The organism is Amycolatopsis sp. NPDC114478 (genome assembly GCF_055633805.1).
In genome coordinates this window covers 263,691-275,960 of record NZ_JBVKDO010000008.1, presented here as the reverse complement: position 1 = coordinate 275,960, position 12,270 = coordinate 263,691, and the positions used below count along the sequence as shown (strand labels likewise).

13 protein-coding genes are annotated in these 12,270 nt (G+C 71.6%); 5 read left to right on the top strand and 8 right to left on the bottom strand.

Annotated features, from left to right (window positions below; translation table 11 throughout):
* Positions 1–42 precede the first annotated feature (42 nt).
* From ACZ7OH_RS24110 to ACZ7OH_RS24100, 3 genes are read right to left on the bottom strand one after another with little or no spacing between them, the layout of a single operon-like run.
* Complete coding sequence (locus tag ACZ7OH_RS24110; RefSeq protein WP_470282806.1) at positions 43–453, bottom strand: VOC family protein; 411 nt, start codon at positions 451–453, stop codon at positions 43–45.
* Between the two features lie 10 nt (positions 454–463).
* Entirely contained in the window at positions 464–907 is a 444-nt protein-coding gene (locus tag ACZ7OH_RS24105; RefSeq protein ID WP_470282805.1) for a helix-turn-helix transcriptional regulator, read from the bottom strand.
* A 46-nt stretch (positions 908–953) separates the two neighbouring features.
* The gene (locus tag ACZ7OH_RS24100) at positions 954–1,844 is read right to left on the bottom strand and encodes a LysR family transcriptional regulator (protein ID WP_470282804.1); all 891 of its coding nucleotides are present in this window, start codon (positions 1,842–1,844) and stop codon (positions 954–956) included.
* A gap of 114 nt (positions 1,845–1,958) precedes the next feature.
* Here ACZ7OH_RS24100 and ACZ7OH_RS24095 point away from each other — a divergent pair, with 114 nt between their 5' ends.
* Positions 1,959–3,401: an MFS transporter gene (locus ACZ7OH_RS24095; RefSeq protein WP_470282890.1), complete on the top strand. Its 1,443-nt coding sequence runs from the start codon at positions 1,959–1,961 to the stop codon at positions 3,399–3,401.
* 46 nt (positions 3,402–3,447) lie between these two features.
* Here ACZ7OH_RS24095 and ACZ7OH_RS24090 read toward each other — a convergent pair whose 3' ends face one another.
* Genes ACZ7OH_RS24090 through ACZ7OH_RS24070 form a run of 5 tightly spaced genes read right to left on the bottom strand, consistent with a single transcriptional unit; the run spans position 3,448 to position 7,069 of the window.
* On the bottom strand, positions 3,448–4,887 hold the full coding sequence (locus ACZ7OH_RS24090; protein ID WP_470282803.1) for an NAD(P)/FAD-dependent oxidoreductase: 1,440 nt from the start codon (positions 4,885–4,887) through the stop codon (positions 3,448–3,450).
* A complete protein-coding gene (locus ACZ7OH_RS24085; RefSeq protein WP_086675010.1) occupies positions 4,880–5,110 on the bottom strand; it encodes a ferredoxin in 231 nt (76 codons plus the stop codon). The genes ACZ7OH_RS24090 and ACZ7OH_RS24085 overlap by 8 nt, the downstream gene beginning before the upstream one ends.
* Before the next feature lies 1 nt (position 5,111).
* Positions 5,112–5,729 carry a ferric reductase-like transmembrane domain-containing protein gene (locus ACZ7OH_RS24080; RefSeq protein ID WP_470282802.1) on the bottom strand — a complete coding sequence of 206 codons (618 nt, stop codon included), beginning with the start codon at positions 5,727–5,729 and terminating at the stop codon, positions 5,112–5,114.
* Positions 5,722–6,519: a DUF4142 domain-containing protein gene (locus ACZ7OH_RS24075; protein WP_470282801.1), complete on the bottom strand. Its 798-nt coding sequence runs from the start codon at positions 6,517–6,519 to the stop codon at positions 5,722–5,724. The genes ACZ7OH_RS24080 and ACZ7OH_RS24075 overlap by 8 nt, the downstream gene beginning before the upstream one ends.
* On the bottom strand, positions 6,503–7,069 hold the full coding sequence (locus ACZ7OH_RS24070) for a hypothetical protein (RefSeq protein ID WP_400889571.1): 567 nt from the start codon (positions 7,067–7,069) through the stop codon (positions 6,503–6,505). Before ACZ7OH_RS24070 ends, ACZ7OH_RS24075 begins: the two co-directional genes overlap by 17 nt.
* A 264-nt stretch (positions 7,070–7,333) precedes the next feature.
* Here ACZ7OH_RS24070 and ACZ7OH_RS24065 point away from each other — a divergent pair, with 264 nt between their 5' ends.
* From ACZ7OH_RS24065 to ACZ7OH_RS24050, 4 genes are all read left to right on the top strand, one after another.
* Complete coding sequence (locus ACZ7OH_RS24065) at positions 7,334–7,894, top strand: sigma-70 family RNA polymerase sigma factor (protein ID WP_400880671.1); 561 nt, start codon at positions 7,334–7,336, stop codon at positions 7,892–7,894.
* 7 nt (positions 7,895–7,901) lie between these two features.
* Positions 7,902–8,693 carry a zf-HC2 domain-containing protein gene (locus tag ACZ7OH_RS24060; RefSeq protein WP_400889573.1) on the top strand — a complete coding sequence of 264 codons (792 nt, stop codon included), beginning with the start codon at positions 7,902–7,904 and terminating at the stop codon, positions 8,691–8,693.
* A gap of 326 nt (positions 8,694–9,019) precedes the next feature.
* Complete coding sequence (locus ACZ7OH_RS24055) at positions 9,020–10,573, top strand: DUF1996 domain-containing protein (protein ID WP_470282800.1); 1,554 nt, start codon at positions 9,020–9,022, stop codon at positions 10,571–10,573.
* Between the two features lie 46 nt (positions 10,574–10,619).
* A complete protein-coding gene (locus tag ACZ7OH_RS24050) occupies positions 10,620–11,549 on the top strand; it encodes an SCO0930 family lipoprotein (protein WP_470282799.1) in 930 nt (309 codons plus the stop codon).
* Positions 11,550–12,270 lie beyond the last annotated feature (721 nt).

The following is a 12,270-nucleotide window of genomic DNA, read 5'->3' as shown; positions in this document are numbered from 1 at the left end:
GGTCGCGCAGGACCTGGCGGTACGACCGGGCCGCGACCTCGGTCAGCGGAGCTCCTGGATGCGCAGGAGGTTCCCGGCGGGGTCGCGGAAGGAGCAGTCGCGGACGCCGTAGGGCTGCTCGACCGGCTCCTGGACGACCTCGGCGTTGCCCGCTTCGAGCTTGGCGAAGAGAGCGTCGAGGTCCCTGGTGGCGAGGTTGATGCCGGCGTAGGTGCCCTTGGCCATCATCTCGTTGATGGTGCGGCGCTCGTCGTCGGTGAGGCCCGGCGTCGCGGTCGCCGGCGCCAGCACGATCGCGGTGTCGGGCTGGTTCGGTGGCCCCACGGTGATCCAGGCCATTTCGCCGTACTTGACGTTCATCCGGACCTCGAAGCCGAGCAGGTCGCGGTAGAAGGCGAGCGAGGCTTCCGGGTCGGTGTGCGGGAGGAAGCTCGAGTGAATGGTGACGTCCATGGTCGTCACCCTAGGTGGCCGCCGAGGGCCGCGCTTCTCGATTCCTGATCGGTCTGGTGACCTGTTTGGCCACGCACGGCGGCAGGCCGACGGTCGCCTCGGCCTGCTCTTCGCGGTAGACGCTCGGCGGCGCGCCGACCAGCTCGGCGAACCGGGTGCTGAAGGTGCCCAGCGACGAGAAGCCGACGGTGAAGCAGACCTCGGTGACGCTCAGCTCGCCCTTGCGCAGCAGCGCCATCGCGCGTTCGATCCGCCGGGTCATGAGGTACGAATACGGTGACTCTCCGTAGGCCTTGCGGAACTGGCGGCTGAGGTGCCCGGCGGACATGCCGGCGCCCTTGGCGAGCGCCTCGACGTCCAGCGGCTGGGCGTACTCCCGGTCGATCCGGTCCTTGACGCGACGCAGCAGCGCGAGGTCGCGCAGGTACTGCTCGGAGGCGGACGTGCTGCTCACGCCGACGATCGTGCCACACCGGACGGCTTCCGCGGCACGCTTCGGGTCAGCGCAGCGCTGTGCGGAGCGTGTCGCGCAGCCAGCGCTGGGCCGGGTCCGCGTCGAGGCGCGCGTGCCAGAACAGGCCCACCTCGACCTCCGGCAGCTCCGCCGGGATCGGGAACCAGCGCAGGCCCAGCGCCGGGCCGTGCTGCTCGGCCAGCCGCTCCGGCACCAGCCCGACGTGCGCGCTCGAGGCCACCAGCAGCAGCGCCAGCGCGGACGTCGGCACCACCGCCGCCACGTGGCGTTGCAGGCCCGCCGCCGCCAGGACGTCGTCCAGCGGGCCGCGCGCCCGGCCGCGGCGGGACGCCGACACGTGCGGGTGGCGGCACAGCTGCGCCAGCGTCGGGCGGCGGCCGCGGCCCAGCGGGCTGTCCGCGCGGACGATGCCGACCAGCCGTTCGCGGTACAAGACCGCCGTCCGGATGTCCGGCGCCGGGACGTCGCCCGCGCCGATGTCGAGGTCGACCGAACCGTCGCGCAGCGCCTCCGTGCTCTCGGTGCCCTCCGCGACGAAGCGCAGCGTGACGCCCGGGGCGGCCGCCGCCGTCGCCTCGACCGCCGCGGTCGCCAGGGTCGCCGCCACGCCGTCGTTGATGCGGATCGTGAACGTGCGCTCCAGACCCGCGACCGAGAAGTCCGCGTTGACCAGCGACGCCGCTTCCTCCAGCAGCGACCGCACCCGCGGTGCCGTGCGGAGCGCGAACGGCGTCGGCGCCATCCCGCGCCCGGCCCGCACCAGGATCGGGTCGCCCATCGCCCGCCGCAGCCGGCCCAGCGCGCGGCTCGCCGCCGGGATGGACAGGTGGAGGCGCTCGGCCGCCGCCGTCACGCTGCCTTCCCGCAGCAGCGCGTCGAACACGCGCAACAGGTTCAGGTCCAGCTGGTCCGCCATGGTTGCAGCGTACGCAACTCACCTTTGCCGAAGTTGCGTGGCACGACCAGGTCACCCATTCTTACCGTCGGCCGTATGCACCTCAAGCAACGGACCGGCGGCCTGCTGACGCTGATGTGCGCCTGCGTCGCGCTCGTCGTCGGCATGGTCGCGGCGGTCAACCTCGCTGTCCCGATGCTCGCCGCGAGCGAGCTGCACCCGTCGGCGGCCACGCTGGTGTGGATCGTCGACACCTACGTCATCGTGTTCGCCTGCCTGGTGATCCCCGGCGGCGCCGCGGGCGACCGGTACGGCCGCAAGGGCGTCCTGCTGGCCGGGCTCGGGCTGTTCGCCGCCGGCGCGCTGCTGTCGGCGCTGGCCCCGGACGTCGTCCTCCTGCTCGCCGGCCGCGCGCTCACCGGCGTCGGGGCGGCCGCGGTGCTGCCGAACTCGCTCGCCGTCCTGCTCCACGCCGTCCCGCCGGAGAAGAAGGCCGCGACCATCGCCGTCTGGGCGTCGATGACCGGCATCGGCGGCGTCCTCGGCAACGTCGGCGGCGGGCTCGTCCTGACGACCGGGTCGTGGCGCTGGCTGTTCGCCGCCGCCGTGCCGGTCGCGCTCGCCGAAGCCGCGCTGGTCGCGCGGACCGCCCCGGTGTCGTCGCGGCACGACCGCCGGCTCGACCCCGTTTCCGCGCTGCTGCTCGTCGGCGCGTCGGTCGCCCTGCTCGTGGGGATCGTGCAGGGCCCGGAGGCGGGCTGGGGCAGCGTGGTCGTCGTGACCGGGTTCGCCGGCGCCGCCGTGCTGTTCACGGCCTGGGTCCTCCGGGAGCTGAAGGCCGAACACCCGCTGCTGGACCCGCGGCTGTTCCGGATCCCGGGCCTGCGCAGCGCCTGCCTCGGCCTGACGACGGTCTTCTTCGGCATGTTCGCGCTGTTCTACGTCAACGCGTCGTGCCTGCAGTACGCCAAGGGGTTCGGCGTGCTGGGCACCGGGCTCGGCATCGTCCCGCTGACCGTCCCGATCATCCTCGGCGGCCGCCACGTCGGCCGGCTGACCCGGCGCATCGGCCTCGACGCCACAGTCGCGCTCGCCTTCGCGTCCGTCGGCGGCGGCCTGCTCGGACTGTCCACAAGCGACGCCCGGACGCCGTACGCGGCGGGGAGTCCTGGCGGCGGACGAGGTGAAGGCCGCCTCGAGGGTTCCCGTTTCCCTCGAGACGGCCTTCGCCGGTGCAACCCCGAACCCGACTGTTCGCCCGTACCGGCCTTCCCGGCGGCATACCCTTCCCCCGGGAAAGGCCGGTACGGACGTGCACGCCGTGGCAGCGGAGACCGCCGCGGCGCTCGACCCCGGGCCCCCGCCCGGTGCGCCGGAAGAAGGCCACCCCGGGGGCGTCGGGTTCCCTCGGGATGGCCCTCTCCTGGCCCGCCGGGCGCTCGGTCCGTTCCGGACGCGAGGCGGGCAGGGGGACGTTCTTCTCGTCCCGGGGTTCCGGGTGGCGGAGCCCCCGAGCCTCGGGTGTCACAGCTTGGGGGCCGGTCACCACACCGCCCAGCCGCGGAGGGGGCGTGGTGACCGGCGAAGGGACGATGGCCGCCGCGCGCAGCCACGTCCCGGCTTTCTACCTCCCCATCGGGATGGCCATGGTCGGCGGCGCCGCGGCCCCGGGCTGCGCGGCGAACGCCGTGGTCGGCGGAGCCGCGAGCGAGGGGAACGCCGTGGTCGGGATGTCGTTGGCGAACTCGCTCTCGAACTCGCGCTCGAACGCCTGGTGGTCGAAGCCGCTGTCGAACTCCGGCGGCACGTCGGCCGCCAGCGCGGCGATCGCCGGTTCGACGGTCGGGACCTCCGCGACCGCCGGGGCGGGAGCGGGCTCCGGCTCCGGCACGTAGTCGGGCGCGGGCAGCCGGCGGTCGAGCTCGGCCATCCAGTCCAGCATCGCCCGCGGCTTGTCCCACGAGGAGATGCCGACGAGCCGCCCGTCGCGGATGAAGCCGGTGATGCCGTCGGCCAGCGTGACGGTGTCCTCGGCCAGCGACGGCATGCCGCACATCTGCAGCCGCGTGTCGTACAGCGTCGACCACGCGCGGGGGAGCGGGGTGAACGGCTTGGCGCTGGACTGGCCCATCAGCAGGTTGTCCGCCGCGTGCCGGGCCGACTCGACGGCGTTGATCCAGTGCTCGACCCGCCGCGGGGTCTCGTCGAACCGCAGGTTCGGCCAGCGCGCGATGTCGCCGGCGATGACGACGTCGGAAGCGCCCTCGGCGAACAGCTTCGAGTCGCAGAGCACGCCGTCGCTGATGTCGAGGCCGGAGCCGCGCATCCAGTCGACCGACGGGACGCTGCCGATGGCGAGCACGACGACGCTGGCGACCAGCAGCTGGTTGTTCGTCAAGTGCAGGCCGACGGTGTCCTTCGTGCTGATCCAGTGCCGCACTTCGCTCTTCATCGCGAGCTTCGCGCGGTGCTCGTGGTGCGCCTCGACGATGCCGCTCGAGACGCGGTCACCGAAGCGGTGCAGCGGCGCCTTGGCGTGCCCGACCAGGGTGACGTCCCGGCCGATGTGCCGCATGCTCGCCGCGAACTCGTTGCCGATCAGGCCGGCGCCGATCACGACGGCCGGCTTCTTGCTGGCGTGCAGGCAGCGCCGGACGGCCATCGAATCCTCGACCGTGCGCAGGATCCGCACCCGCGGGTCGTGCCGCGGGGCCCCGGGCAGGTGCCGCGGGTAGACGCCGGTCGCGGCGATCAGGCCGTCGTACCAGAGGGACTCGCCGCCGGGCAGGTGCACGACCCGCTCGGTGGTGTCGAGGTGCGTGACCCGGGCGCCGAGGCGCCAGTGCACGTCGAGGTCGGGCAGGTAGTGGTCGAGCCCGACGTCGCTGGGCCGTTCGGTGCCCATCACCAGCGCCTTGGAGACCATCGGACGGTGGTAGGGGCGCCGCGCCTCGTCGCCGATGAGGACGATCTCGCCGTCGAACTTCTGCTCGCGCAGGCGTTCCGCCGCGCGCAGCCCGGCGACGCCCGCGCCGACGATGACGATCCGGTCGCCGTCAGCCATCGAGCTCTCCTCTCATCACGACCGCCTGCATCGGGCAGCAGCGGGCCGCCATCTTCGCCTGTTCAATCGTGGTTTCGTCCAGCAGCCGCGTGTGGAAGCGCAGGCGGCCGTCCTGGCCGAGGTCGAACACGTCCGGGGCCTCCATCGCGCAGATGCCGTAGAGCTCGCACCGGTCGTTGTCGACGCTGATCCGGGGCCCGCCACCGGGCAAACGGAAGGGCATGTCAGGCCACCTGCTCTTCCACGAGTCCGATGCGTTCGAGGGTCCGCGCGGGCATGAACCGCAGCAGCGACGTCGTGACCGCCGGGACGAGCAGCGTGATGCCGCCCAGCCAGACGACCGCGAGGTGGCCGTTGGCGATCGAGCCGAACCACGCGTGCAGCGCGGTCAGCGCGACCGCCGGGTACGCGCAGCGGTGCAGCCACAGCCAGCGGCGGTAGGAGGTGAACCGCTGCAGGCCCGCGGTGAGCGCGATGGCCAGCATGACCTCGAAGCCGACGATGCCGATGCTGTGCCGGGTCTCCTGGTCCGACAGGAAGGGGAGGAACAGGTACTGCAGGCTGTAGGGCTGGATCGTCAGGTAGAAGAAGCCCAGTGCGTGGATGCCGCCGAAGATCAGCGTGGCGGTGGCCAGCACCATGTGGGAGCTGCGGAGTGCCTTGCGACCGGTGACCGAGCGCACCCAGCCGGTGGCGGTGAGCACGCCCCAGGTGAGCGTCAGCATCATCGCCGCGTAGGACGCCCGGGCGGCGAAGGCCGCGAGACCGCGGGCCGCCGGGTCGGTCTTGGGCTGGAACTGCTGCGTGAGGAAGATCGTCGCGTCGTGCCAGGTCTCAACCATGGCTGCCCCCGGTTCTGACGGTGGCCGGCCGGCGCGAGCCCCGGCCGCGGCCGCGGTTGCCCTTGACCTGGCGCAGCACGTAGAACAGGCCGCCGCCGAGCAGCAGGAACAGCGCACCCACCACGGCGATCTGGGACGAGTCGAGGCCCAGCGGCTGCCCGACGGGCGCGGCGGTCGTGGAGACGGCCGGCGTCGGCAGCGCGGTGTAGTCGACCATGCCGGTGCTCTCGAGCATCGTCATGTGCCGCATGACGGCCTGGTTGCCGACGGTCGCGAACGCCCGCACGTCGTCGTTACGGGTGCCGGCGCGCAGCTGCGCGAGGATCGCGAAGACCTGGCCGTGCGCCGCGCGCAGCCGGTTGGCGAAGACGCTGTCGAACGACGCCCCGGGGGGCGCCGCCATCTCCTCGGCCAGCCAGCCCATTTGTTCGGCCGAGGGCTGGTCGGGGACCGGCGAGTTCAGCTTCTGCGACAGCGCGCGCGTCGCGACGTCGAGCCGGCCGTGGTCCATCATGATCGCGAAGCCGACCGCCTGGACCTTCGGGCTGCCCTTCTGCATTGCCATCATGCCCGAGGGCATCTCCCACAGGCCCGCCTGGCGGACCTTGGTCAGCAGCACGGCGTCTTCGGGCGAGACCGCGGTGGTCTGGGCGATCGAGGCCGGGGACACCGACGCGAGCAGCGTCAGCACCGCGACCAGCACGAACAGGATCCGGACCAGCGGGCGTGAACGCTCGAGCGGGGACGGCGGAGCGAGCTCCAGCCCCGCGAGCTCAGAGGCCGAAAGCATTTTCCCTCCACTGGTCCTGGGTCATCGTGATCTTCTTGCCGTCCGGCGCGATCGGGTACCACGCCTGGTCGGCGCCCTGCCCGGACGTGTCGGCCGGTTCGCTGTCGCCGGTGAAGTGGTACAGCGGCCAGCCGGCGAGGGTGGCCTGCTGGGTGCCGTCGTCACGGGTGATCTGGCCGATCAGCGACCGGTCGACGTCGATCGGGGCCAGGTTGCCGCCGGCCTTGACCGGGATCCACTTGGTCGCGCACGCGTCGTTGCAGTTCGAGCGGGACGGGTCGGTCGAGTCGCGGTCGTAGCGGTAGAGCGTGTAACCGGTCCCGTCGACGAGCATCAGGCCGAGGTCGAACGTCTTCGCGGCCCTGAGCTGGCTCTTCAGCGGGTCGTTCGGGTTGGCCGTGATGGGTTGCGGCATCGCGATCGTCATCGGGGCCTGTTGCTGCATACCGGGCATCTGCATCCCGGCACCGCCACCCGCGGCGTAGCCGCCCGAGGTGGTGGCCGCGCCGGCGGTACAGGCGGTGAGCAGGGCGAGTGCGGTGAGGCACACGGCGGCGGGGACCACCGTACGGGGAATGCGTATCACTGCTCCTCCGAGGGCATGACTACGCGCAGTAGCCTGGGGTGAGGCGAAAATGCGCGCGAATGATCCACAGTGGACAATCGGTCCGGAGTGGATGCGGAGCGTTGCGGGGGACAACGCTTTGTCGGGGTCTTCGGTAGGGGATACGGACACGGTCCGGAAACGGTTCAAAAAAGTTTCGGGACCGTTTGGTACTGGACGTAGCCCCTTCGGAGCACCAGGATGTCCCGCGTGGGACGGCACACCCGAGCGCTGAGACCCGTTCAAGATCAGGAAGTCGTTGTCGAGCCGAACGACGCCTCCGATGACTTGGCGAAGGCGCTTTACCAGGAGTTCGGCGGGTCCCTCATGGCGTTCGCGCTGCGGCTGACCGGCCACGACCGGCAGTGGGCCGAAGACGTCGTGCAGGAGACCCTGATCAAGGCGTGGCGGAACGCGGACAAGCTCGACCGCCAGCCGGAGATGCTGCGCGCCTGGCTGTTCACCGTCGCCCGGCGGACCGTCATCGACGGCTGGCGCAGCCGCAGTGTCCGGCCCCAGGAGCTCGAAGAGATCGAGTCCGACGCGATCGCGGTGTCCGACGAATCGGACCGGACGCTCGCCGCGATGATCGTTTACGAGGCGCTGCAGGGCCTTTCGCCCGAGCAGCGGGAAGCCATCCAGCAGACCTACCTGCGCGATCGCACCGTGAACGAGGTCGCGGCGACCCTCGGCGTGCCGCCGGGCACCATCAAGTCCCGCATCCACCACGCCGTCCGCGCCCTGCGCCGGGCCCTCCGGGAGCGGGGGTGAGCTGAGGGTGGCCGGGTCCGCACACACCGACGTCGCCGCGTACGTGCTCGGCGTCCTCAGCGAGGCCGAGAGCACGCAGTTCGAAGCCCACCTGATGAACTGCCCGCACTGCCAGCTCGACCTGATCGAGCTCTACCAGCTGCCGGACGTCCTCGACCTGGTCAAGCGCAGCTGGCCGGAGCCGCCGATGCCGGCGCCCGGCCCGCGCACCCTCGCGCCCGGGCCCCGCGTGCTGCGCGGCCTGATGGAAGAGGCCGCCGTCAAGCGCCGCCGCCGCAAGCGGATCGGCCTCCTCGCCGGGGCCGCGGCCGCCGCCGCGGTGATCGCGGGCCCGCTGGTGACCCTCGCGGTCCAGCCGGCAGACGCCGTCCCGCCCGCTTCCCTCGCCGCGCCGTCCGGCAAGCAGCCCCCGCCCGCGACGAGCGTCCTGGCGACGTCCGTGCCCCCGCCGTCCACCGGCGCGCCGAACCAGCCCGGCGGCGGCCAGACCTACGGCCGCGGCAGCGGCGGGTCGGCCGTGAGCGCCGTCGTCACGGTGTCCCCGGTGGAGTGGGGCAGCCGCGTCGACCTCGAGCTGCGCGGGATCGTCGGACCGCTCAAGTGCCAGCTGGTCGCCATCTCGACCACCGGCGACGACCGCGTCGTGTCCGGCTGGTCGGTGCCGCCCAAGGGGTTCGGCATCCCCGGCTCGCCGGACCCGTTGCGGCTGCAGGGTTCCACCTCGCTGGCGGTGGAGCAGATCAGCCGCTTCGAGGTCCGCGGCGACGACGGCACGGTGCTCGTCGTCGTGCAGCGCTGACTCCTTTTCCGCTTCTCCGGTCCGGACCACGCAGGCGCGTTCGCCGCGGTTCAGAACTCGCTTTTTTCTTTCGCACTGCCGTGACCTGGGTTAATGCCGTGCGGTTGCGTTCCGCTTGATAACGAACAGATAACGGGCTGGTCGCTTTTGAACCTCACCGCGCCCGCGTCCGTATCCCCCAATGCATCCCCCGATGCATCCCGACAGCCGGAACCGCAAGCATCCCCCCGGGTTCCGTGCGATCTCGACCTCAAACCAACGGAGTTCTTGCCCGGGCCACCGCGGTGTTCGGCGTGCCCGGAATAACGAACGAGGTGAACTAGTCTATGGCCCGGAATTCTCGGTCCCCCGTGACGGGCAAGCATCGCGTCGCCCGCCGTACCAAGATCGCCATGGGCGCGATCGGCCTGGCGATCGCCGTCGGCGCGCTCGCCGTCGCGGTCACCGCGGGCCGCACGGGCGAGGCCAGCGCGGACCCCGCGGACCCGTCGTTCTTCATCGACATCAACAAGGTTCCCGCCGGCAACAACGTCAACGCGGCCTTGCTGAAGAAGGGTGCGCAGGGTTCCTTCACCGTCAACTGCGGAACGAACGCGGACGGCGCGCACCACAACCCGGACAACTTCATCGCGCAGCCGGGGATCAAGAACGGTGCTCAGCACCTGCACGACTACGTCGGCAACGTGACCACCGACGCGAACTCGAGCCTCAAGAGCCTCCTCGCCGGCGGCACCACCTGCAAGAACGGTGACAAGTCGGCGTACTTCTGGCCGGTGATCCGCGTCGACCGCGCGGACAACGCGACCAAGGCGAGCCAGAACCAGAAGGCCCAGCAGAACCAGCAGGGCAAGATCGCCGACGTCCCGCAGGACCAGAGCGCCAAGGACGCGCAGGCCGCCCAGGACGCCGGTCAGGGCCAGCAGGCCGCCCAGAACCAGAACGGCCAGGATCCGAACGCGCAGGACCCGAATGCGCAGGACCCGAACGCGCAGGATCCGAACGCGCAGGACCCGAATGCGCAGGATCCGAACGCGCAGCAGCAGAACGGCCAGCAGCAGAACGGTCAGCAGCAGAAGCAGCGCGGCACCGGTGGCGGCGCGGCCCGCGGCGGTAACCAGAACGCCCAGCAGCAGAACGGCCAGAACCAGCAGAACCAGCAGCAGGCCCAGGACCGCCGGCGCGGCGGGAAGAACGGCGGCCAGAACAACCAGAACGGCGGCCAGAACCAGAACGGCGGCCAGAACAACCAGAACGGCGGCCAGAACAACAACCAGAGCAGCTCCGCCGCCGCACCGCCGGCCACGCAGCTCGGCGGCCCGCAGGGTGCGAACCAAGAGGTCGGCGACAACGACGGCCAGATCATCGAGCCGGAGTCCGCGACGCTGAAGTTCATCGGCGGCGGCGCTCAGAACGTCGTCGCGATGCCCCTCGGCCTGAAGATCCTCTACGGCGACGCCAAGCAGAGCACCAACGGCCCGGCCAACGCCCGGCCGAGCTGGACCTGCACCGGGTTCGAGGACCGGCTGACCGACCTCTACCCGATCTGCCCGGCCGGCAGCAAGGTCGAGCGCATCCACGCCTTCCCGAACTGCTGGGACGGCAAGAACACCGACAGCGCCAACCACCGCACGCACATCGTGTTCGCGAACCAGCAGGGCAAGTGCCCGCAGGGCTTCAAGAACGTGCCGCAGCTGCAGGTGACGCTGGTCTACAACGTCCCGCAGGACGTCCAGCAGAAGGGCCAGTACAAAGTGGACGCCTTCGCCCAGGAGAAGCACAACCCGCGGTCCGACCACGACGACTTCGCGAACGTGATGAGCCGCAGGATCATGGGCCGCCTGGTCAACTGCATCAACTCCGGAAAGGCTTGCGCGGAGTAGCAGCTCCACCCGTCCGGTCACTCCACACCAGGAGGGAGAACGTCCGATGAACCGTGCTCGTCCGAGTGCCGCTGCCGTGGCCGCCGTCGCCGGTCTCGCGCTGGTCGCGGCCTGCGGGACCAACCCGTACGCCACGTCCGGTGTGGTCCAGCCGGCCGCGCAGCAGCTCTCGGCGAGCACGGTTCAGGCGACTCCCGCCACCGGCTCGGCGCAGCTGAGCACGTCCACAGTGGAGGGTCTCGGCACGGTCCTCACCGACGCGGCGGGCCACACGCTTTACCGCTACGCCAAGGATTCCGCGAAGCCGTCGCGGACCGCCTGTGTCGGCGCCTGCGAGCAGGCGTGGCCGCCGCTGCTCTCCGACACCCCGGTGTCGGCGTCCGGTGTGGACGCTCGGCTCGTCGGCCAGGTCACCCGGCCCGACGGGCAGCGGCAGGTGACGGTCGCCGGCTGGCCGGTGTACACCTACGCCAAGGACACCGGCACCGGCGTCGCGCTCGGCCAGAACGTCAGCGACGACTGGGCGGCGATCACGCCGACGGGGGAGAAGGTCAAGGCGGCTGCCGCGACCACCCTCGGCACCACCGACATCGGCGGCCTCGGCCCGGTCCTGACCGACCAGGCCGGCCGCACGCTCTACCTGTTCACCAAGGACGGCAAGGGCTCCGGACAGTCCACTTGCGACGGTACCTGCGCGAAGACGTGGCCACCGCTGCTCGTCGACGGCCGGATCACCGTCGCCCAGGACATCGACACCGGCCTGGTCGGCCGGATCACGAGAGCCGACGGCCGCGAGCAGGTGACGGTCGGCGGCTGGCCGGTCTACACCTACGCCAAGGACGGCGCGCCCGGCGAGGCGACCGGCCACGGCGCCGGGAACACTTGGTACGCCATGGAACCCAACGGCTGCAAGGTGGACCCGTCGCGCCGGCCGGAAGCGCAGGTCTCGACGGCCGCGGCGACCGGCGGGTACTGACCCGCCCCACGAACCCCGGCCCGGCGGATACTTCCCTCCACCTCACCCCCCCAAGTCCGCCGGGCCGGTCGCACCACCCGAAAGAACCGCGGGACCCCGTCCCGCGCCCCGAGCCCCGGCCCGGGTGGACACTTCCCTCCACCTCACCCCCTATGTCCCCCGGGCCGGGATTCCTCACCCCACACCGATCCGGTTCGCCGGATCAGCGAAGGAGGAAGACGGCGGGAGCAGTCCCGCCCCGCGAGTTCCGGCCGGTGGACGTTCTTCCCTCCACCTCACCCCCCGAGTCCACCGAGCCGGAACTCCTCCCGCACCGCCGACGAGTCCAGCCTCGGGTCACCCGAGCCGGTCAAGTCAGAGCCGCTCCAGCCAGGGCGAGACCCGCCTCCGACCACACGAGCCACAGGCTCCGATCAGAGGAGATCCGCTCCCGAACTTCCCGGCCCGGCGCCCGCCCCTCGGGCGGGCGGGCCGGAACCTCCGGCCTAAGTCGGCTCATCCGGGGGTGGCGCTCCGGAGAAGGTGCAGCCGGAGGCCAACTTCCGGGCCGGTGCTCACAGGGCCGGCGCCCGAAGGTGCCGCCGCCCAAGCAGTAGTCCCGTAGGAGGTAGCCGAAGACCACGGCCCTCGGGCCGGTGGTCCGAAGCCGGCCCGAGGCCGGCGCTCCGAAACCTCAGCCTCGGAGCCAGCCCTAAAGCCTCAGTCCCGAGGTTTCGGCCCA